The following is a 20,048-nucleotide window of genomic DNA, read 5'->3' as shown; positions in this document are numbered from 1 at the left end:
TCGAAGGTGTCTTGGGAGGTAAGGATGCGGTGGATAGGCATGTCGTTGCTGCTGGCGCTCAATAGCGGCGAGGCGCTGGCCCAGGCTTGCGTGGTCCACAGCCAGGCGGAACGGCTGGACGTGAAAGTCTGCCAGCAAAACCGCAACATTCCGCAAAAACTCTTTGCCGAAGGCTTCTGCCAGCCCAGCCTTGCAGGGCAGAAAGTCGAGGTGCAGTACGTCGACCAATGCCCTGGCGGGGCGTTCGGCGTGTGCAGCAACGCCCAAGTCGCCAATATGCCTTACCGGCAGGATATTCACTATTACGGCGTCGCCACGGATGCGGCGTATTTGAAGCCGTTTTGCGAAGCCCAGAGCCAGGGGACCTGGCTCAAGCCTTGAGGGTCAAGCGGCCTCTTCATACCAAGGGCCGAACGGATCAGGCAACGAGCACCAGCTCTCTGCTCCCAGCGCCATCTCCTCATCGCTCAACAGGCAATCGGCAAGCTCGGCGGCAAGCTGCATGAAATCGATGTCCTGGCCGATGAACACCAGCTCCTGCCGGCAATCCCCGCTATCAACGTCCCAGTTCTTCAAGATGGCGGCTGTGCTTTCCTCGTCCTGCGGCCACTGGTCCTTCGGCACGAAACGCCACCAGCGCCCGGCAAAACCATAACGCATCATCCCACCGGCCTGGGACCAGCTGCCGGCGTCGGTGTGTTTGCTCGCCAACCAGAAGAAACCCTTTGAGCGCAGCAGCTTGCCATTGAGCCACGGGCCGTCGATGAAATTGAAGAAGCGCTGCGGATGGAACGGGCGACGCGCGCGGTAGGCGTAGGACGCGATGCCATATTCATCGGTTTCCGGCACATGCTCGCCGCGCAGCTCCTGCAACCAGCCCGGCGCCTGCGCCGCTTTCTCGAAGTCGAAGCGACCGGTATCGAGGATCTTCTCCAGCGGCACTTCGCCCATGACCATCGGGATGATCTGCGCCTGAGCGTTAAGGCGTTTGAGGATGGCCGTCAGCTCCTCGCGTTCGCGGCTGCTGATCAAGTCGATCTTGCTGATCAGGATGACGTCGGCGAATTCGATCTGCTCGATCAACAGATCAGTTATCGCCCGCTCATCCTCCTCGCCCAGCGTTTCGCCACGGGAAGCCAGGGTTTCGGCAGCCTGGAAGTCGAGCAGGAAATTCATGCCATCGACCACGGTGACCATGGTGTCGAGCCGGGCGATGTCGGTGAGGCTCTGGCCGTTTTCATCGCGAAAGGTAAATGTCTCCGCCACTGGCAGCGGCTCTGAAATGCCGGTTGATTCGATCAACAGGTAATCAAAACGCCCCTCCCGGGCCAGCGAGCTGACTTCCTTCAGCAAGTCTTCACGCAACGTGCAGCAAATGCAGCCGTTGCTCATCTCTACGAGTTTCTCTTGCGCACGATTGAGACTGACATCGCGCTGGACCTCACTGCCGTCTATGTTGATTTCACTCATGTCATTGACGATGACAGCAACGCGCAAACCATTTCTATTACGTAGTATGTAATTAAGAAGTGTACTTTTTCCGGCCCCAAGAAAGCCCGAGAGGACGGTCACGGGAAGGCGATTTGGCATCAGAGGTTCCTCACAGGGTGCCCGGTCAAATCGCCGGGCTGCATTTAATGTTATAATATAACAATGCAAGCAAGCCACTTCCCTCTTGCCCACCAAGACAAAGGGCTGGATGCTGGAGCCTGTCCCGTTACCGAGAAACGCTATGCGTCATGCCCTCAAATCAATGCTATTGAGCGTTTCACTGTTCGTTGCGGTCGACGCCCTGGCGCAAGATCAGCCCTTGGCCAACTGCACCCGCAGCGCCAACCTGCTGGCCTGTGTGGATGGCGAAGGCAACGCCTACAGCGTCAACACTGCCGGTAGCACGATGTATTTACGGGGCTTTGAAACCGTCGGGAAACGGCATTGGGCACAGACCAACAGCCGCTACGGTCAACTGACGTTTTTCACCGGCATAGCCTCCGATGGGGAAGCGTGGGTCGGCTATAACCGACGTGTCGGCTGGACCACGATCAACCGGTTTTCCAGCTCTGGCGGCAGCAGCGCCAAGTTCACCTGCAGCCGTCTCGCGGGTTGCTGAGCTCTGGACTTTTTTGTTCTTGCACCAAAGCGATAACGCTATTGGCCGATGGCGAGCTCATGGGGATGCCCATTCAGGGAAGAGGGTATCGCTGCTGCATTGTTATCATATAACATTGCACGAAGACCTCCACATTGGATCTTCTCATGAACGCACTGACTCTGCCGGACATCGCCACGCAGGCCTCACGCCAAGCCCTGCCACTGGAGTGGGTGGGCATGTGTGGCATTGCTCTTCCTGTTTTGCTCGACGGCAAAAAATCGCCTGCAACGGCCGATGCCGGCGTGAGTCTCGATAACGGCGAGGCACGCGGTATTCATATGTCACGGTTGTACCTGGCGCTGGAAACGCTCGAGCAAGAGCCGCTCACACCCAAGCTGCTGCGACGGGTTTTGCACAGTTTCCTGAGCAGTCACGACGGGCTATCAAACAACGCCTACCTGATCATTCACACCGATATGCTGCTGAAAAGACCAGCTCTGCTTAGTCCCTTGGCCGGCTGGAAAAGCTATCCCGTCAGCATCGAAGCCCGTTTGAAAAACCAGATGTTCCACGTGGAACTAAAAATCGCACTGCCTTATTCCTCTACCTGTCCTTGTTCAGCGGCGCTTTCCCGGCAACTGATTCAGCAGCAATTCGTCGATGATTTTGCCAACCGGACATTGCATCACGCCGAGGTGCTGGCTTGGCTCGGCTCCGCTGAAGGCATCGTCGCAACGCCCCACAGTCAACGCAGCACGGCGCAATTGAGTCTGCGTTTGCACGAGTGTGTAGAGGAGTTGCCACTGATCGCAGTGATCAACGACGCCGAAGCGGCGCTCGGCACCGCGGTGCAGACCGCAGTCAAGCGCGCTGATGAACAGGCGTTCGCCTTGGCCAATGGGCAGAACCTGATGTTTTGCGAAGACGCCGCTCGACGCTTGAACCTGGCCCTGAAACGCTCACCCGGTATCAGCGGCTTCCAGATACGCGTTATCCACGCTGAAAGCCTGCATGCCCACGATGCCGTCGCTGAAAGTCGCTGGAACTGGGAGGTCGCATAATGCGTTTCCAGGCTTTGCGCCGGGATATGGACCAAGGATGTGTCGCGCATCGACAATCACTCTTCTGCGCGACTACAGGGCCTTGCAGAAAGAGTTTTGAGCGGGCACGACAAACGTCTACATGACAGCGACCAGGGTTTGGATCTAAGGTTAATCCGCTGACGCATGTGATCGAAGCATTCGAGAACAACAATCATGATCCAGATCACTCTGCCCGATGGTTCATTGCGTGAATACGATCAACCGCTCTCCGTGCATGAAGTTGCCGCGAGTATTGGCCCCGGGCTGGCCAACGCTGCGGTAGCGGGTCGGGTGGACGGCCTGTTGGTAGACTGTGAGTTCGTGATCCGGGCCAATGCCAGGGTCAGTATCGTTACGCCCCAGGAGCCCGACGGCCTGGAGATTCTCCGGCGCTCCTGTTCGCTGATACTGGCGATGGCGGTCAAGCAATTGCATCCCCATGCTCAATTGCGAACCGGCTCGGCGCTGGGTGACGGCTTCTATTGCGAGTTCGCTGTCGAGCGCCCAATCAAGGCCGCTGATTTGCCGCTGATCGAAGCGCGCATGCAATCATTGGCAGCGGCCAACCATTCGATTCGCCGCAGTCGCAGTCACTCCCCGTCTTGCGCCGATCTGTCGCTGTATCGCCTCGCAGACACCGACTATTTGACGAGCGGCCCGCATGTCCCGACCACCAGGGTCTTGCAGGCGTTTGCCCTCGATCACATCAACGGTACCTTGCAGCAACGCATCTATGGCACGTGCTGGTCGAGCCACCAGGAGCTGCAGCATTGGCGCCTGCCGGCCCATGTGGTGGTGGTCAGCATGGATGACCGACAAACGAGCTACGCCCACGCGGTCACCGAACGCCTGCGCCGCAGTGGCGTACGCGCCCTGGCGGACCTGCGCAACGAAAAAGTTCGCCACAAGATTCGGCATCACAGCCAGACAGTGCCGTACCTGGTGGTGATCGGCGAACAGGAAAAGGCTGGCGGGTTTGTCAGCGTGCGCAATCGCAACGGGGAGGATTTTGGCAGGATGAAGGTTGAGGCGGTGTGTGAGTGGTTGGGTCAGTCGGGGATTTGAGGTGGCTGAACGGACGTCTTCGCGGGCAAGCCTCGCTCCTGCAAAACAAGAGCAAGGCTAGCCCGATAACGTTTAGGCTCTTGGCTTCACGGTGCCACAGTCCTGTCCCAGCCAGACCGCGCGGGTATCGAGGCTACCCTTCTGCTGGATGCCGGTGGCGTTGAACGTACCATTGACCTTGGTGGTGAACTCGCGATCGCTGAGGAAGGTGGCGACACCCGCGCCCTGCGCTTTCGGGCAGCTGAAGCGGAATTTCCACTGGTTACCGGTGCGCTCGGTGATTTCCTGTTTGCAGCCCGATTGCGGGTCGGTCAGCGGAATGTTGTCGCTCTTGACCTGCTCTGGGGTCAAGCACGCCCGAATCCCTTTGCCACCCATGGTGATGCCCTGTTTTTCCAGCTGCGCGCGCTGTTCAGGGGTCATCTGGCTTTGTATTTGGCCCAGGATCAGTTGCAGATCCGGCAGGTTCTGGTCGTCGACTTTCATGTTGCTCGAGGTCAATTCCCACAAACCTGGCTGAAGCATCTGCGCCTGAGCAGCCACAGGAAGTGCCAAACCAAATGCCATGGCCAAACCCAGAAGACGAACGTTCATCGAGTAACTCCTGATCAGTAGTGGCCGTTAGACGTCGCCGGCGGGCTTCGGTTCATGGGCCAATTAAATAGCGACATTCTGCACGGAACATGGTCTGTTAAGCATTGAATCTTCAGGAGCAAGGCTGCCCCCCATGGATTATTTTGGACCGCATGTGTTTGGTTATGTCATCGCGCTGCTGCACTCATTGGGCTTGATTGCGGCAATCCATGCCGTGTTGACTGTCCGCACCGCCCAAGGCTCGATTGCCTGGGCCTTGTCATTGTTGTTCATGCCTTACCTGACACTCATCCCCTACCTGGTATTCGGCCGCAGTTCCTTCGACGGTTACATCAAGGCTCGGCGCCAGGCCAACGAGGAGATGCGCAAGGCTGTCTCCGAGCTCAACTGGCGACCGTGGGTGGAGGAAGCCCTCACCGCTCGCGCATCCAGCGCCTACGCGTCGCTGAGGGCGATGCCGAAACTGGGGCGCATGCCCTGCCTGGCAAACAATGAGGTGCGCTTGCTAGTGAATGGACCGGCAACCTTCGAGGCGATTTTCCACGCCATCAGCCAGGCCAAGGAAGCCGTACTGGTCCAGTTCTTCATCATCCACGACGACCGCCTGGGCCGACGCCTGCGTGACCTGCTGCTGCACAAAGCCAGCGAAGGCGTGGTGATTTACCTGCTCTACGACCGAATCGGCAGCCACTCCCTGCCCCACGCTTACGTCCAGTCGCTGCGCGATGGCGGCGTCAAGGTCAAAGCCTTCGCCACCCGCAGCGGCTGGCTCAATCGCTTCCAGGTCAACTTTCGCAACCACCGCAAGATCGTGGTCGTCGACGGCATCCTTGGCTTCGTGGGTGGCCACAACGTTGGCGATGAATACATGGGCGAGAAACCACCGCTGGCACCGTGGCGCGATACCCATGTGCAAGTTCGGGGGCCGGTGGTGGCCTGCATGCAAGAGTCCTTCGCCGAAGACTGGTTCTGGGCGGCTCGCGAATTACCACAGCTGATCCTGCCACAGGTTTATCCGGACGGCGGAGTGCTGTGCCAAATGCTCGCCAGCGGCCCGGCAGATGCCTACGAAACCTGTTCACTGTTCTTCGTCGAAGCGATTCACGCGTCGACCGAACGGGTGTGGATCACCAGCCCTTATTTCATTCCTGACGAAGCGGTCCTCGCTGCGTTACGCCTGGCGGTGTTGCGCGGGGTGGATGTGCGGATTCTGCTGCCGTCGCGGCCCGACCACCGAATCGTCTACGCCGCTTCCAGCCTTTATGCCTTCGAAGCCGTGCGCGCCGGTGTGCGGGTGTTCCGCTACGAACCCGGGTTCCTGCACCAGAAAGTGGTGTTGATCGACAGTGAAATCAGCGCCATCGGCAGCGCCAACATGGACAACCGTTCGTTTCGATTGAATTTCGAAGTGATGCTGCTGACGGTCGACAGGGCGTTCGCCGCCCAGGTGGAGCAGATGCTCAACGACGACTTCGACCAGGCTCACGAAATCGCCAAGGAAGAAGGCCGGGAGACCCATCGCTTGCAGCAGGTCGGCATGCGGGTCGCCCGGCTTATTTCGCCCATCCTCTAGGGATTGTAGATATCGTCTCGCGTCCACGGCAGCTCATGGCTGCCATCGGCGTGGGCCTTTACCGCGAGTATCTGGTGCAGGTTGATCCAGCCACGGGCAAACGCATAGGCACAACCCGCCAGGTACAGGCGCCAGATGCGCAGGGCTTGATCCGGCACCAGCTTCGAGGCGGCCTCGAGGTTGTCTTCCAGGCGTTCGCTCCAGTGATCCAGGGTGCGCGCGTAATGCAGGCGCAGGCTCTCGACATCGACGATCTCCAGCCCTGCTTCACTGATCTCGGCAGAGATCATCGACAGGTGCGGCAGTTCGCCGTTGGGGAACACATACTTCTCGATGAACTCCCCGGCACCGCGTCCCACAGGACGTCCATCGGTGTGCTTGGCGGTGATCCCGTGGTTCATCACCAGCCCGCCCTCTTTCACCGCGCCGAACAAGGTTTTGCAATACTCGGCCAGGTTTTCGTGCCCGACGTGTTCGAACATCCCGACGCTGACCACTTTATCGAAGCGCCCGTCCTGAGGCAGGTCGCGGTAGTCGAGTAACTGCAGCTCGACCAAATCCTCCAACCCTTCCTCTTTTACGCGTTCCCGAGCCAGGGCCAGTTGTTCCTTGCTGAGGGTAATACCGAACACCTTCGCGCCAAATTCACGGGCTGCATACCGCGCCAGACCTCCCCAACCGCAGCCGACATCCAGCAGGTACTCGCCAGGTTGCAGGCGCAACTTGCGACACAGATGACGGAATTTTGCCTGTTGAGCCTGCTCAAGGGATTCACTGCCCGTCTCGAAGTAAGCGCAGGAATACGCCATGTCGCTGTCGAGCCACAGCTGATAAAACGCATTGGAGAGGTCGTAGTGGTAGGAAATCGCTTTAGCGTCTGTTTCCTTGTCGTGGGGGGTGCGCACAGGCTGACTGTCGAGATCACCGAGCAATGCCTGACTCCACTCATCACAGACGCGGATCACATCGCTGATGGAACCTTCCAGTTCCAGTTTGCCCTCGACGAACGCAGCTCCTAGCGCGTCCAGGCTAGGATGGGTGAACTGGGTGACCATTTGTGGGTCCTTGACCACAATTGTGACACTGGGCGTCGGCCCCAGATTGAACTCATGGCCGTCCCAGAGTCGCAGGCGTAGCGGTAGCTGCAGATTCTGTAAGGCCGGTGGAAGTTGCGCGAGCATGGAAAATCCCCCTTGTTTCAGACGTCTGCTGAGAGGTTAGACCATCCTTGAAAAATAGCTGGCTATCGATTTCATAGCGGTCTTCTATGACTCCAACATTGTGCCGAATTCGCAGAAATGACCGCTCTCACCTAGATGACTGCAAATTCGGCCGACAGTTCTGTATTTTTAAAACGGCTCTTCCTTGAGCTTGAACAGTGGTTCCTGAAAGCGCAGCAAACGCCCGGCATTTCCCAACACCAGCAATGTGCTGAGGTTATGCAGCAATGCGGCGATCATCGCCCCTGCTGCCCCGAGCCAGCCAAACGCCGCGAAAGCAACGATTGCCAGGGTCCAGCCCAAACCGATGATCACGTTCACTTGCAAGGTCTGACGGCACTGTCGACTCAAGCGCACGCAGGTGCCGAGGCGCCGCAGGTCGCTACCGATCAGCACGATATCCGCTGAAGCCAGCGCGATGTCCGCCCCGCCTGCACCCATCGCCACACCAACAACGCCAGCCTTGAGCGCCAGGGAATCGTTGATGCCATCACCCACCACCATAGGACGAAAACCGTTACCGATTTCTTTCAACACGCGATTCAATTTGTCCTCGGGCAAGGCCTGCGCTTCGACCTCGCTGATGCCGACATCCCGGGCGAGTGTGTGAGCGACGCTGTGCCGGTCGCCGGTGAGCAAAAGCTGCCGGCCCAATCCAAGGTCCTTCAGTTCGCTCAAGGCAAACCTGGCTTCCGGTTTGACGCTGTCGGCCAACAGCAGCCAAGCGAGGAACTTGCCATTGAGCGCCAGCCCGGCAATCGGGCCGTCGTGGTCGGGAACATCTGAGGTCGGTATGCCCAATTGGGCGAACAACTCCGGGCGCCCCAACGCGGCCTCGCCCTGCTCCGTCATGGCCACCACGCCCAAACCCTGCCGCTCGCGAATGTCCGACAGCAACAGAAAATGCTCTTGTGCGACCAGCCCCGCCAGCGCCCGGCTGACCGGGTGACTGCTGGCGGACCCGAGACTGGCGGCGAGCTTCAAGACGGGGTTGCGATCCTCCAGCGGGCTCTCGATGGATTGCAGGCGCAAGGTACCGAAGGTCAGGGTTCCGGTCTTGTCGACCACCAGCGATGTGAGGTCTGCCAGCTCCTCGAGAAACGCCGAGCTGCGAATCAGAATGCCGTGCCGCGCGGCTACCGCTACCCCGGCAATCGCCGTAGCGGGTGCCGACAACACCAACGCACAAGGACAGGCAGCCACCAGCACCGCGAGCATGGCCTGGGCATCATTGGTGATGAACCAGGTAACTGCGGCCAGCAGCAATACCAGCACCAGATAGCTACCGGCGTAACGCTCCAGCAACCTGGTTATCGGCGGCTTGGAACGCTCGGCGTTTTGCATCAGCGCTATCACTTTGCCGAGGGTCGATTCGTCGCCGGTCCGAGTCACTTCAACGCGCAGCAGGCCATCGAGATTGATCGCGCCACCGAACACCGCCATGCCGACGCCCGCTTCCATCGGCACCGACTCGCCGGTAATGGAGGCGGTGTCCAGACTCGCTTGGCCGGACATCACCCGACCATCCGCCGGCACCCGATCACCGGCACGGACTTCCACCAGATCGCCAGCCCTGAGCGTACCGTTGTCGACCTCGACGATGGAGCCGTCGGCCTGCACCTTGCGCGCGTGACTGCGGGTGAGTTTGCCCAGGGCATGAATGGCTTCCTGCGAACCGATCACGCTGCGCTCTTCCAGCACATGGCCGAAGATCATGATGATCGGCAGCAATGCCGCCGTCAGCAAATCGCCTGTTGCCCATGCACCGAGCATGGCCAGGGCGATCAGTTGATCGGTGATGCCGTGCAGGCTTGGATACCGCAGGCTGTACCAGGCTGAACGCATCACTGGTACGGCCACCAGCACGGAAGCAACACCCAGCAGCAATTGGCTGACCCCGGTCTGTTCCGGCGACAACCAGCGCCATACGAGGCCCAGCGCGAGCAAGCCAAGTGCGAGCATGGCCAGGGTCAGTTGACGGGCAGCGCTGCGTTGTTCGGCCGAGGACAACATGCTCGGTGCAGCGGCGGTTTGAGCGGTCATTGTGCAGCTCCCTGAATGATCAGGCGGGAATCGTCTTTCGGATCAACCGTGGTGACTGAGCCGGCCTGGCCCAGAATTTTCGGCATCCGCTCGCGGTAGATCCGCAGCAACATTTGCGGGTCGGCGGCTTGTTGTTGGGAGTTGGCCAGGCTCATTACCGTGGCGGTATCAGCCGACGCTTTCGCCAGCCGTTCACTCGCCTGAGCATGGGCGACTTGCAGCGTGCGGTCGGCTTGTTCATTGGCGGTCTGGGTCAGCTTCTCGGCCTCGGTGCGCGCGTTGGCCACGGCCTTGTCGGCTTGCTGGCTGGCGGTCAGTACGGCGTTGAACGCATTGATCGCAGGGGCCGGCAGACTCGACTGCACGTCGACCCGTGCCACTTCGATCCCCAGCCCCTGCCCCGTCGCGGCCAATTGCGCCAAGCGTTGGTTGATGCCTTGCACCAGATCGCCGCGCAGACGCTCGCGCCTTTCTGCAGCCTGATTATCAGCGCCGATCAACTCCGGTCGGGCGACCAGAATAGTGTCCAGATCTCGTGCAGCAGTGAGTGCCAAGGCGCTGCGGGTCACCAGGCGATCGAGGGCTGGCAGCACATGCTCGCCTTGAAGTACGAAGGCATACGGCTCAGTGACCTTGTAGAACACCCGCACATCCAGTTGCACCACACCCGCATCCCCCGTCAGCAAATAACCGGAGCCTGCCAGTGCGTCACTGATAGGCGTCGCAAAACTGGCCGCGCGATCGGCCTGCAATGCGGCATCCGTGCGCAACAGGTTTTCCACTCGACGCTCGATTACCCGGTCCGCCGCTGGCAGCAATATCACCTGCTCAAACGGTCGAGGCCAGGCCAACAGCAAACCGGCATTCTGGATGCGATCCAGCGCGCCGAAATGCAAAACCACCGCGCGATTTTGCGGATCAATCTGTCGCACATTGGAGAACGCCCATGCCAAAGCGGCCAACACCGTCACCGCATACAGGGCGAGAAACGCCAAGCGTCCGGCCTGAATCCACGGGCTGCTCAACTCATTTGTTCCACGTGGAACCAAATTCATGGCTGAGATCCGGGTTTGTTATCGAGCGTCGGCGGACCGTCAACCAACACCCGGAAAGGCGCGGCATCGGTACGCAGTATCAGTTTGGTGCCCGGGGTGATCACCGTGCCCAAGGTGTCGAGCGAGCGCAGCAGGTTGTAAAGCTGCGGTGAGCCGGCGTAGGCACGCGCATAAATCTGCGCCGCTTCGACCCGGGATTGCGCCTCGATGTCAGCCGCTTTCACCGTGGCATCGGCCTGGACGATTCGTGCATCACGTTCCGCCGCGGAGCGAATTTGCGCCGCTTCGCGTTTGCCGATGGCAGTGCGTTCGGTCGCGATGGTTTCACGCTCGGCGCGCATGCGATCGACCGTCGCAGTGAGCGTGACCGACGGCAAGGTCAGGCGCTCGATACCAACTTGCAGCACTCGCACACCATAGGTGGTCAACAACTGCTGATCGATTTGCTTGCGCAGCTGCGCTTCGAAATCGGCGATGTGCACCTGATTGGCGTCGGTGTTCACCAGGTTCGCCAGATCGAAACTGCTGGCCGTGGTTTCCAGGGCGGAGCCGACGAAGGTGCGGATCTGTCGAGCCGCTTCGTCCGGCTGGTTTTGCACAGCGCGCATAAAGCGCTGCACGTTGTCCCCATCACCCTGCACCTGCCACGCAACGTAAGCCTGAACGATGATGCGCAAGCCGTCCCGCGTGCCCACATCCTGCAAACCGCTGGACGTGGTGCGCAGTCGCAGATCCACCGGGATCGCCGCTTCGAACGGTGCCGGCCAGCGCCAGCCAAGGCCTGGCTCCAGCAACACTCGCGATGGGTTGCCAAAACGCGTGATGACCGTGGCTTCGCCCGAACGCACTTGCACCAGGCTCGCAGCCGCCACGGCAAACGCGACCAACAACGCCGCCCAGCCCATGCGTCGCCAAGGGAATGGACCGGCTTCCTGCGGATCGCCGTGGTGGTGATGGTGATGACCGTGGTGATGTCCGCCATGGCCGTGATCGTGGCCACTGTGGTCGGCGTGATCGTGGGTATGTGACTGGCTCAATTGGCGGCTCCTGGCTGAGCGGTTTTACGCGACGGCGCAGGGTCAGCCGGCAACGTGAATGTACGCAGATCGATGGTCGGCGCATTGCTGCTGCCGCCCAGACGATGATCGAGGACCAGCAACCTGGCATTGGCCAGGCCCTGGGAAAGTTGACCGAGGTATTGCTCCAGCACGAAGGCCTGGCCGGCACTGGCGTAAGCCTTTTTCTCGGCGCTGAATTTCAGCTCGCCGGCCTTGGCCGTCGCATTGATTTCATGGGCAGTCGCCGTTGCCTGATCCCGGGCAATGCTCGCCTGCAACTGCGCCTGGTTGGTGGCTTCGGCAGCGGCTCCACGTTCACGGGCGATCAAAGCCTGCGCGCCGATCTGTGCGGCTTGCACCCCGTGATAAGCATTGGCCGCCCCCGCCGGGGGATGAATCGCTTCGACCACCGTGGCGAGAATTTCCACGCCGCTGTCGAGTTTCTGCAGGTCGGCCTGCACGGCCCGGCCGATTTCCTCTGCGAGCCCTACCCGGTCCTCACCGAGCAAACCATCAAGGGTTCGTGAGGCGAAGTCGTGGACCAGAATGCGACTGGCGGTGCTTCGGATCAACGTCGGCACATCCGCGCTGTTGTAGGTTGCTGCCAATGCCGCCTGATCGCTCAAACCGATGCGATAAACAAAACGCACGTCCATGTTGACGATCTGAAAGCTCTGCTTGTCGGCACGGCTGCTGGCAATCACCTGGGATTTGTCATTCACATGGCTGGCGTCCCACAACCGGTTGGCGGTCGTCGGCGCCGGGCCTTCGGCCGGATCTGCCTGCACGGGTGCCGACGTTTCGCCGACGCTGGTGGCCAATTCGTGAACCACTCCATTTTCGACACTCAGCACCCGACCCAACGGCCACGGTAAACCTGCATGCAGACCCGGACCGAACACCATCACCGGTTTGCCGAAACGCTCGTAGATCCCCCGCCCTTGCAGCGGAATTTCGTGAACACCGGTGAGTGACCAACCGACGATGGCCACAACGACCAGCACCGGAAAAAATGCCCGGCGCATGTAAGTGAAGGCCCAGATCTGCCGCAGGTCGATGCCGAAGCGGTTGTGCAATTCGTGCTGCAACGCCTGCAGTGGTTGCGGCGGCCAGCGCAGCATATCGGCGACAAAACTGCGCGCCAGCAGTGCAGGTTCAAGTTGTTCGCGACGTGGGCTGAACAATGACAGTACGGCACGAAGTAGCAATTCGAAGGCGACGAACCCCGGCAACAGGCCGATCAGTACCGCCAGACGCACCGGCCAAACCGACGTTTCATTGCCGAACAACAGGCAAAACGCTCCAAGTATCAGGCTGATGATTGCCACGCGGGTCAGCTGGGCCAAGGCTCCCGCCTCGGGCCATTGAGCGCTGTTTTCCTGGGCAAGCTGACGTTCCAGAACCAGCAACCCAAAGGCCATTAACAACCCCAGGGCCGCGCCGATGGTGGCCGACATTCCCAGCGCTGCAGGCGGCAAAGCAAGGTTCCAGGCCTGTTCGACGCACAACAACGCCAGCAGCGCCCAACCACCCAGCCACAGCGTTGGCGCACCGATTTGCCTGAGTAGCTTCAGCCAACGCTGACTGATTCGCTCCAGCAGCCGCTCGTACCAACCCACCGGGACTTCAGCTTCTTCAGAGTCGACCACCGGCGCCAAGGGGTTCATCGCCCTTGCACGCCATTGCGTCACCCACCCGGCGGACTGCAAGCCAGCGACCAGCACCAGCAACGCGGCGCACTGATTGAACAACAGGGCAGGCCAAAGGGATTGCGGCGCAAACAGCTCGACAAAAAAGCCCAGCACCAGGCCCATTGCCGCGAGCGCGCCGAGGCCGATGGCGAACTGGCGCAATCGTCGCCCTTGAAAAACTGCCTGCTGAAAGCGCGGTAGCCTGGCTACCTGCGCTCCATCATCACCCTCTTCGAGATCGACTTGCATACCACTCCAGTGTTTATCATGGCCCACACGGCATTTCGTTACGATATAACGATATCGGTGAAATTTTCGTACTCAATCGCCCTATCTAAAGTTTCCCAACCTGTCGCTAGGCTGAAGCCTTGACCGAAATGCATCGAAACGCACATATTACGGTCGTAATTTTATTCGAAGGCTACTTTTATACCTCCCGATCCCGCTTTCAATCCAGGAGTACATCCATGAGCACCTATGACGTCGTGATACTCGGTGGTGGCCCCGGTGGCTACAACGCAGCCATCCGTGCGGGCCAACTGGGATTGAAGGCGGCGTGCGTAGAAGGTCGCGCCACGCTTGGCGGTACCTGCCTGAACGTCGGTTGCATGCCGTCCAAGGCATTGCTGCACGCCTCCGAACTTTACGATGCAGCCATGGGAGCGGAATTCGCCAACCTGGGGATCGAGGTCAAGCCCACGCTCAACCTTGCCCAGATGATGAAACAGAAAGATGAAAGCGTGACCGGGCTGACCAAAGGCATCGAGTTTCTCTTTCGTAAAAACAAGGTCGACTGGATCAAGGGTTGGGGCCACATCGACGGGCCCGGCAAAGTCAGTGTGACGGATAACGCCGGCGGCAAGACCGAACTGACCGGCAAAGACATCATCATCGCCACCGGTTCCGAACCCACTCCCCTGCCCGGCGTGGACATCGATAACCAACGCATCCTCGATTCCACCGGCGCACTGTCATTGAAAGAAGTGCCGAAACACCTGGTGGTGATCGGCGCCGGGGTGATCGGGCTGGAGCTGGGTTCCGTCTGGCGGCGCTTGGGGGCGCAAGTGACCGTGGTCGAATTCCTTGACCGGATTTGCCCGGGCGTAGACGGCGAAGCGGGCAAAACCCTGCAACGCTCGTTGAGCAAACAAGGCATCAGTTTCAAGCTGAGTTCAAAAGTGACCAGCGCCACGACGTCCGCAACCGGTGTGCAGCTCAGCGTCGAACCCGCCGCAGGCGGTACCGCCGAATCGCTGGAGGCCGATTACGTGCTGGTGGCCATCGGGCGCCGGCCTTACACCCAAGGCCTGGGGCTGGAGAACGTCGGCCTCGCCACCGATAAACGCGGCATGCTCGCCAACAAGGGGCACCGCACCGAAGCCGCAGGGGTGTGGGTGATTGGCGACGTCACCTCCGGCCCGATGCTCGCCCACAAGGCTGAAGACGAAGCCATGGCCTGCGTCGAACAGATCGTCGGCAAGGCCGGCGAGGTCAATTACGAGCTGATTCCCAACGTGATCTACACCAAACCCGAACTGGCCAGCGTCGGCAAGACCGAAGAACAACTGAAGGCCGAAGGTCGCGCATTCAAAGTCGGCAAGTTTCCGTTTACCGCCAACAGCCGGGCGAAGATCAATCACGAAACCGAAGGATTCGCCAAGGTCCTGGCCGATGAGCGCACCGACGAAATCCTCGGTGTGCATCTCGTGGGGCCCAGCGTCAGTGAAATGATTGGCGAGTATTGCGTGGCCATGGAGTTCAGCGCGTCCGCCGAAGACATTGCCCTGACCTGTCATCCACACCCGACCCGTTCCGAAGCCTTGCGCCAGGCGGCGATGAATGTGGAGGGGATGGCGACGCAGATGTAGGCCTCCCGTTCGCTTTCGCGAGCAGGCTCGCTCCCACATTGGAATGCATTCATATGTGGGAGCGAGCCTGCTCGCGAAGAAGTCGCCTCGGTCTATGACGGCAAATGTCCCAACGGCAACGCTCCCGGCGTCTTCACCGTATGAATCGCAAAATTGCTGCGGATATCGCTAACCCCCGGCAACTTGAGCAAACACCCAGTGAGAAACCGGTCGTAGGCACGTAAATCCGGTACCACCACTTGCAACAGAAAATCCGACTCTCCTGACACCAGGAACGCCGAAATCACCTCAGGCAATGCCGTCACGGCCAAGCGAAAAGATTCAGCCTGTTCATCGTTATGGCGCTCGACTTTCACCCCGACGAACACGGTCAACCCGAGCCCGACTTCGTCGCGATCCAGATTGGCCTGATAACCACGAATCACCCCGGCCTCTTCAAGCATCCGCACCCGGCGCAAGCATGGTGAAGCCGACAGACCGATTTCTTCAGCCAACTGCACATTGCTCAGGCGACCATCCCGTTGCAGCGCGGCGAGAATCTTGCGGTCGTAGGCATCCAGTTTCATCGTTTGGCAGATCCTGCTGGCAGAGCTGTGATTTGTTGGCAGGTTATGCCAAATCAGTCAGCTTTAGAAGCGAACTACGCAAGCACATGCCCTGCTCCCTGGCTCTAGACTGGCCCTACTGAATCGACAACGAACAGGGGTGCAACATGGCGGGATTGGGGCTGTTTTTCATGGCGTTGGCAGTGGTCTATCTGTTACCCGGCCCGGACATGATCCTGCTGCTACAAACGGGTGCCCGTCAGGGCAAAGGCGCTGCGTTGGCCACGGCGATCGGCCTGGGGATCGCCCGCGGTTGTCATGTGGTGCTGGCGGCGTTGGGGTTGGCGGCATTGTTCAAGGCGGCGCCTTGGACCTTTGATGTGGTGCGCCTGGTCGGTGCGGCTTATCTACTGTGGATCGGCATTCAATGCCTGCGAACGACGATGCTGCCAAGCCTGAGCGCTCCAGGTGCAACGGACGAAAAACCACGCTGGGGCGAAGCGATTCGCCGCGGCTTACTGACCAACCTGCTTAACCCCAAGGCGCTGCTTTTCTGCTCGGTGTTGCTGCCGCAGTTCATCGATCCACTCAACGGACCGGTACTCGCGCAGTTTGCGGTCCTGGGCCTGGTGTTGGTCGGTGTCGGCTTGCTGTTCGATAGCACCTACGCCTTGACCGGTGCCGCGCTGGGTCGTTGGCTGCAACGCAGCCCCGGCGCCCAACGCCTGCAACAGTGGCTGTTCGGTAGCCTGCTGATCGGTTTCGCCGTGCGGCTGACCTTTGTTCAACAGGCTTGAACCTTATCGCACCTTGCGGCGGCGCTTGACCTGCACCAACGCCACCGCCATCACCACCAGCAAGCCACCCATCTGCAGCGCTGTCTTGTACGGTCGCAGGGCCGAGCGAGCAGCGTCGGTGACCTGGGTGACATAGCGCTTATCGGCGTTCTCAAAGTCGGGATATGGGCATTGATGCCCAAAATCCGCCGCCCACTCCACGAATGGTCCCTCTTTGACATATCGCTGGTAGAGCGCACTTTGCTCTTCAAGGCTGCTGTTCCAGCCTGACGCTTCACACAGCACAGCGGCAAACGCCTGGCTGGTGTGCGGCAGATTGTCGGCTGCTCGGCTGGCGAGTGCGGTTGCCACGAAGCGATAGTGGTAGCGCTGATCGGGTTGGGCGGCACTGGCTTGCTGACGCTTCACTTCGTCCTCGGCTACCAGCGGCCCGACCTTGAGTTCAGTGCTCTCAAGACTGAAGTTGCCACCTAACGTGGCATAGTCCGGCGCCATTTCGTAGCCGAGGATATCCATCCCCCACTCGCGCGCGGTCCAGGCCGCGTTGAACAGTGCCGCGGCACGTCGCGTCGGCCACCATGCCGAATCAGCCGCCATGCGTTGCTGGCCGTACAACCTGGCTTTGTGGCGCAAGCCATCGTTATCGAAATAAGCCGGCGCTTGCTCGTAGTGCCCTTCGCGCAGCAAACGCCGCCCAAGCAGATTGCGCAGGCTCGCAGCCACCGGCAGGGGTACATAGTTGTCCAGGTCCTGCTGACTGAGTGGTGGCGGAGCCGGAACCTGGGTGTCGACGTAGTTTTTGAGTTCCTCCAGCGTCAGGACACGCTCGGCAACAGTGGCCGCATCGAACCAATAGATGCCTTGGCTGCGGTACAACTGGTCGAACGCCTGCAGATAATCCCCGCGTTGCAGGGCCAGGATCGCGCTTTCGCCTTCCACCCGACATTTGGGTTGCAGGGTTTCAAAATCGAAGTCCGGCGTTCTCCGATCGCCCCACGATTCATTCTGCGGGAAGGCCTTGGCTGCCTTGGCATACGCTGCAGCCGCCGCCGCTTTATCACCATCGCGCACCGCCAGTTTGGCCCGCAGCCACCAGGCCAGGCCGCCATCGCCAGCATGCTCGAGAAAGGCTTTGGCGCTGCTGAAATCGCCCTGTTGATAATTCATCGCTGCGAGACGGTCCGCATTGTCGAGGCTGCCGCGCGTGCTGTCCTGCAACAGTTTGATCAGTTTTTTCTCGTTTGGTGGTTGATCACCGAATGACCAGCCCAGCCGACTGATCAAGGAGGCGGTCACCAGTTGCTGCACGGGCTTTCCCTTGAGCAGCATGGCCAGTTGATCCTCGGGCATCGAAGCCAGGTCAGCCATCAACAGCTTCAACGAGGTGTAACCCACGGCCGAACCCTGAAGGTTTTGCGTGGCATAGAGTTCGATGGCGCGGTTCCAGTCACCCGCCGTCCGGGCCACGCGGGCTTCTTCACCGAGGCTGGCGACGCCCAATTCCAATGGGTCGCTGAAGCCGTCGATGCTCAGCTGACGCGTTTGTTCGAACGCTTTGCGCGATTGTTCCAGCAGGTCGGGAGCCGCATCGGCCTGCGAACTCATGGCAAACAACGCCCGCCCCAGCGAGTAGGCAGCCCAGGTGCTGCGCAATGCTCGTTGATCGGCGGGCAGTGCCAGCACCTGGCGGAAGTATTCGGCAGCCAGCGAATGGTCGCCGGCATTGAACGCCACCGCGCCCGCCATATACAACTTGAGCTCGGCGGGCAGGCTCGCGCCCTGTGCTTCAACCTGGCGGGCATCGGCGAGCCCACGCAACCGTTTCACCTGCGCCTGCTGTTCATGGGTCAAACCTGCCTGCTCGGCCTGATCCCGCTGCTGTGCGTGATCGGAGGTTTCACCATAGGCTGCGCCAGGGTCGAGGGTGGCTGCCGTGACAGGCTTGAGACCGGCAATCCCATGACCGAGGCGACTCACCTCGAAACTGAAATTGCCTTCCGGCAACTCCGCCAACGATTGACCTCGATTGTCCAGCAGCCGCATGGGGAAATCCGGCCCGCACGCCATGGCCGCCATCGGCAGGCCAAGACTCAGACAGAGCAAGTGACGGGGCCAGTTACGGGTGAACATTCGAAGCTCCTTGATCAATGGTTGCGCAGCGTGCCCAACCGATGGCGCGCTGTCCGCCAGCCGCTATCCGACCGTCGCGCAGGCGGGTGAAGGTAAGCAGGTTCGGCTCTTGTTGCAACGTATAACCGGCCAGCGCATCGGCGCCCTCGCAGCCCTGTACACCCAGCGTCACGCGCTCGGGCCAGGTGTTGTCGAGGTTGCCCACATTGGTGATAGCGATGTCATAGAGACCTTCGTGCTCTGAAAGATTCAGTGCCAGTTGACTCTCAAGGACCTCACCGCGGGACACCGCGCGCAGGGTCGTCAGGCTCCAGGCTCGACGGTCGTTGGCCAACGGCAGGCGAAACCAGATCAGCCCGGCCAGATGAGCCGGCGGATCGGCACGCAACCGGGTAGCCAGCTCGCTCAATTGCAGTGGATCAGCCAACAACTCCCGGCGCTTGCCGTGACGTTCAATCGCTACTTCGCTTTCCACGATGGGAGCGCCACCAACACTTGGCAACAACGCGACGCCATAGGCCGGCAGGGCCAGGAAAAAGGGTTTCGACGTGATGCGACTCCAGGCCATTGCCCATTGGCGAGCAAGGTCCGGATCGAACAAACCGCGTCGAGGATCACTCACGGCATGCACCTGCAACACGCTGCTATCGACGGTGGATAACAACGCCGGCAACTCAGGACTGTCGAGCCACGCCGGCAATGCGGTGATGCTCATGACCATGGACGTCGGCAGCACAGAGCGCAGGTGCGCAAGAAACTCACGATAGGCGGGTAGCCGGGCGTTGCCCGCATCGTGGTCGATTTCTATCCCTGTAAGGATCAGTCCCTGGCCCTGCCAATCGCTGATCAGTTGCTGGATCTGCCCCATGACCTCGTCCTGATCCAGCGACTTGAGCTGGCCATCCAGGCGAACCACCGCAATCAACGGCCTGCCATCGCGCTTGAGCAGCGCCGGATCAATCCGCGCGCGACCCCAGCCTGCCTGAGGGAAGGCCTGTAATGCCAGCACCCGCAAGGTGGAAAAGTCTGCGCGGCTGTCTCGCAACGCAGTGTCATGCGCCGGAGTCCATTGCCGTTGCCAGACATAGAGTTGCTGATCGAGTGGCGGGGCATCATCGTGCTGCTCGCAACCACTGAGCAGCGCAAGCGTCATCAGCGAGACGATCGCGCGGGTGAAAAAAACCATGAGAAAACGCCTGTCCCTGAAATGCACAAAGGGCCTTTCTCGGCCCTTT

At 60.2% G+C, this 20,048-nt stretch carries 17 protein-coding genes; 7 read left to right on the top strand and 10 right to left on the bottom strand.

Going from position 1 to position 20,048, the window contains the following annotated elements; translation table 11 throughout:
* The first annotated feature begins 24 nt into the window (after nucleotides 1-24).
* A complete protein-coding gene (locus HFK74_RS01755; RefSeq protein ID WP_180202106.1) occupies nucleotides 25-381 on the top strand; it encodes an NADH:ubiquinone oxidoreductase in 357 nt (118 codons plus the stop codon).
* Between the two features lie 3 nt (nucleotides 382-384).
* Here the strand turns inward: HFK74_RS01755 and zigA are convergent, their stop codons facing one another.
* Nucleotides 385-1,590 carry a zinc metallochaperone GTPase ZigA gene (gene zigA, locus HFK74_RS01750; protein WP_180202105.1) on the bottom strand — a complete coding sequence of 402 codons (1,206 nt, stop codon included), beginning with the start codon at nucleotides 1,588-1,590 and terminating at the stop codon, nucleotides 385-387.
* Nucleotides 1,591-1,732: 142 nt separating this feature from the next.
* Here zigA and HFK74_RS01745 point away from each other — a divergent pair, with 142 nt between their 5' ends.
* From HFK74_RS01745 to HFK74_RS01735, 3 genes are all read left to right on the top strand, one after another.
* Nucleotides 1,733-2,110 (top strand): glutamine synthetase, encoded by a 378-nt coding sequence (locus HFK74_RS01745; protein ID WP_180202104.1) that lies wholly within the window; start codon nucleotides 1,733-1,735, stop codon nucleotides 2,108-2,110.
* A gap of 146 nt (nucleotides 2,111-2,256) precedes the next feature.
* Nucleotides 2,257-3,153, top strand: a complete 897-nt coding sequence (folE2, locus tag HFK74_RS01740; protein WP_180202103.1) for a GTP cyclohydrolase FolE2 — start codon at nucleotides 2,257-2,259, stop codon at nucleotides 3,151-3,153.
* Nucleotides 3,154-3,348: 195 nt separating this feature from the next.
* On the top strand, nucleotides 3,349-4,239 hold the full coding sequence (locus tag HFK74_RS01735) for a His/Gly/Thr/Pro-type tRNA ligase C-terminal domain-containing protein (protein ID WP_180202102.1): 891 nt from the start codon (nucleotides 3,349-3,351) through the stop codon (nucleotides 4,237-4,239).
* A 72-nt stretch (nucleotides 4,240-4,311) separates the two neighbouring features.
* Here the strand turns inward: HFK74_RS01735 and HFK74_RS01730 are convergent, their stop codons facing one another.
* A complete protein-coding gene (locus tag HFK74_RS01730; protein WP_020797958.1) occupies nucleotides 4,312-4,833 on the bottom strand; it encodes a DUF3617 domain-containing protein in 522 nt (173 codons plus the stop codon).
* Between the two features lie 133 nt (nucleotides 4,834-4,966).
* Between HFK74_RS01730 and cls the strand changes: the two genes are divergently transcribed.
* A complete protein-coding gene (gene cls / locus HFK74_RS01725; protein WP_180202101.1) occupies nucleotides 4,967-6,406 on the top strand; it encodes a cardiolipin synthase in 1,440 nt (479 codons plus the stop codon).
* On the opposite strand, the gene cfaB is transcribed toward cls, so the two are convergent.
* The 5 genes from cfaB to hflK (HFK74_RS01700) form a co-directional block, all read right to left on the bottom strand.
* Entirely contained in the window at nucleotides 6,403-7,587 is a 1,185-nt protein-coding gene (cfaB, locus tag HFK74_RS01720) for a C17 cyclopropane fatty acid synthase CfaB (RefSeq protein WP_180202100.1), read from the bottom strand. The genes cls and cfaB overlap by 4 nt on opposite strands.
* Before the next feature lie 168 nt (nucleotides 7,588-7,755).
* Entirely contained in the window at nucleotides 7,756-9,669 is a 1,914-nt protein-coding gene (locus tag HFK74_RS01715) for a heavy metal translocating P-type ATPase (RefSeq protein ID WP_180202099.1), read from the bottom strand.
* Nucleotides 9,666-10,724 (bottom strand): protease modulator HflK, encoded by a 1,059-nt coding sequence (hflK, locus tag HFK74_RS01710; RefSeq protein ID WP_180202098.1) that lies wholly within the window; start codon nucleotides 10,722-10,724, stop codon nucleotides 9,666-9,668. Before hflK (HFK74_RS01710) ends, HFK74_RS01715 begins: the two co-directional genes overlap by 4 nt.
* On the bottom strand, nucleotides 10,721-11,761 hold the full coding sequence (gene hflC / locus HFK74_RS01705; RefSeq protein WP_180202097.1) for a protease modulator HflC: 1,041 nt from the start codon (nucleotides 11,759-11,761) through the stop codon (nucleotides 10,721-10,723). The genes hflK (HFK74_RS01710) and hflC overlap by 4 nt, the downstream gene beginning before the upstream one ends.
* A complete protein-coding gene (gene hflK / locus HFK74_RS01700) occupies nucleotides 11,758-13,722 on the bottom strand; it encodes a protease modulator HflK (protein WP_180202096.1) in 1,965 nt (654 codons plus the stop codon). Before hflK (HFK74_RS01700) ends, hflC begins: the two co-directional genes overlap by 4 nt.
* 218 nt (nucleotides 13,723-13,940) lie before the next feature.
* Here hflK (HFK74_RS01700) and lpdA point away from each other — a divergent pair, with 218 nt between their 5' ends.
* Entirely contained in the window at nucleotides 13,941-15,341 is a 1,401-nt protein-coding gene (gene lpdA, locus HFK74_RS01695) for a dihydrolipoyl dehydrogenase (protein ID WP_180202095.1), read from the top strand.
* 92 nt (nucleotides 15,342-15,433) lie between these two features.
* Here the strand turns inward: lpdA and HFK74_RS01690 are convergent, their stop codons facing one another.
* Nucleotides 15,434-15,907: an Lrp/AsnC family transcriptional regulator gene (locus HFK74_RS01690; RefSeq protein WP_180202094.1), complete on the bottom strand. Its 474-nt coding sequence runs from the start codon at nucleotides 15,905-15,907 to the stop codon at nucleotides 15,434-15,436.
* Nucleotides 15,908-16,053: 146 nt separating this feature from the next.
* On the opposite strand from HFK74_RS01690, the gene HFK74_RS01685 reads away from it, so the two are divergent.
* Nucleotides 16,054-16,683, top strand: a complete 630-nt coding sequence (locus tag HFK74_RS01685) for a LysE family translocator (RefSeq protein WP_180202093.1) — start codon at nucleotides 16,054-16,056, stop codon at nucleotides 16,681-16,683.
* Nucleotides 16,684-16,686: 3 nt separating this feature from the next.
* Here the strand turns inward: HFK74_RS01685 and HFK74_RS01680 are convergent, their stop codons facing one another.
* Nucleotides 16,687-18,813, bottom strand: a complete 2,127-nt coding sequence (locus tag HFK74_RS01680; RefSeq protein ID WP_180202092.1) for a hypothetical protein — start codon at nucleotides 18,811-18,813, stop codon at nucleotides 16,687-16,689.
* Nucleotides 18,800-19,999: a DUF3142 domain-containing protein gene (locus HFK74_RS01675; protein WP_180202091.1), complete on the bottom strand. Its 1,200-nt coding sequence runs from the start codon at nucleotides 19,997-19,999 to the stop codon at nucleotides 18,800-18,802. The genes HFK74_RS01680 and HFK74_RS01675 overlap by 14 nt, the downstream gene beginning before the upstream one ends.
* Nucleotides 20,000-20,048: the final 49 nt, after the last annotated feature.

Source organism: Pseudomonas sp. SbOxS1 (assembly GCF_013416725.1).
In the GTDB taxonomy this organism is placed as follows: Bacteria; Pseudomonadota; Gammaproteobacteria; order Pseudomonadales; family Pseudomonadaceae; genus Aquipseudomonas.
Note: the sequence above shows the minus strand (reverse complement) of the source record. Positions and strands in the feature narration are given on the sequence as shown.

Bases quoted from the DNA above. Each gene is read 5' to 3' on its own strand.
- HFK74_RS01755 (WP_180202106.1), top strand. From the start codon at position 25: ATGCGGTGGATAGGCATGTCGTTGCTGCTGGCGCTCAATAGCGGCGAG.
- zigA (WP_180202105.1), bottom strand. From the start codon at position 1,590: ATGCCAAATCGCCTTCCCGTGACCGTCCTCTCGGGCTTTCTTGGGGCC.
- HFK74_RS01745 (WP_180202104.1), top strand. From the start codon at position 1,733: ATGCGTCATGCCCTCAAATCAATGCTATTGAGCGTTTCACTGTTCGTT.
- folE2 (WP_180202103.1), top strand. From the start codon at position 2,257: ATGAACGCACTGACTCTGCCGGACATCGCCACGCAGGCCTCACGCCAA.
- HFK74_RS01735 (WP_180202102.1), top strand. From the start codon at position 3,349: ATGATCCAGATCACTCTGCCCGATGGTTCATTGCGTGAATACGATCAA.
- HFK74_RS01730 (WP_020797958.1), bottom strand. From the start codon at position 4,833: ATGAACGTTCGTCTTCTGGGTTTGGCCATGGCATTTGGTTTGGCACTT.
- cls (WP_180202101.1), top strand. From the start codon at position 4,967: ATGGATTATTTTGGACCGCATGTGTTTGGTTATGTCATCGCGCTGCTG.
- cfaB (WP_180202100.1), bottom strand. From the start codon at position 7,587: ATGCTCGCGCAACTTCCACCGGCCTTACAGAATCTGCAGCTACCGCTA.
- HFK74_RS01715 (WP_180202099.1), bottom strand. From the start codon at position 9,669: ATGACCGCTCAAACCGCCGCTGCACCGAGCATGTTGTCCTCGGCCGAA.
- hflK (WP_180202098.1), bottom strand. From the start codon at position 10,724: ATGAATTTGGTTCCACGTGGAACAAATGAGTTGAGCAGCCCGTGGATT.
- hflK (WP_180202096.1), bottom strand. From the start codon at position 13,722: ATGCAAGTCGATCTCGAAGAGGGTGATGATGGAGCGCAGGTAGCCAGG.
- lpdA (WP_180202095.1), top strand. From the start codon at position 13,941: ATGAGCACCTATGACGTCGTGATACTCGGTGGTGGCCCCGGTGGCTAC.
- HFK74_RS01690 (WP_180202094.1), bottom strand. From the start codon at position 15,907: ATGAAACTGGATGCCTACGACCGCAAGATTCTCGCCGCGCTGCAACGG.
- HFK74_RS01685 (WP_180202093.1), top strand. From the start codon at position 16,054: ATGGCGGGATTGGGGCTGTTTTTCATGGCGTTGGCAGTGGTCTATCTG.
- HFK74_RS01680 (WP_180202092.1), bottom strand. From the start codon at position 18,813: ATGTTCACCCGTAACTGGCCCCGTCACTTGCTCTGTCTGAGTCTTGGC.
- HFK74_RS01675 (WP_180202091.1), bottom strand. From the start codon at position 19,999: ATGGTTTTTTTCACCCGCGCGATCGTCTCGCTGATGACGCTTGCGCTG.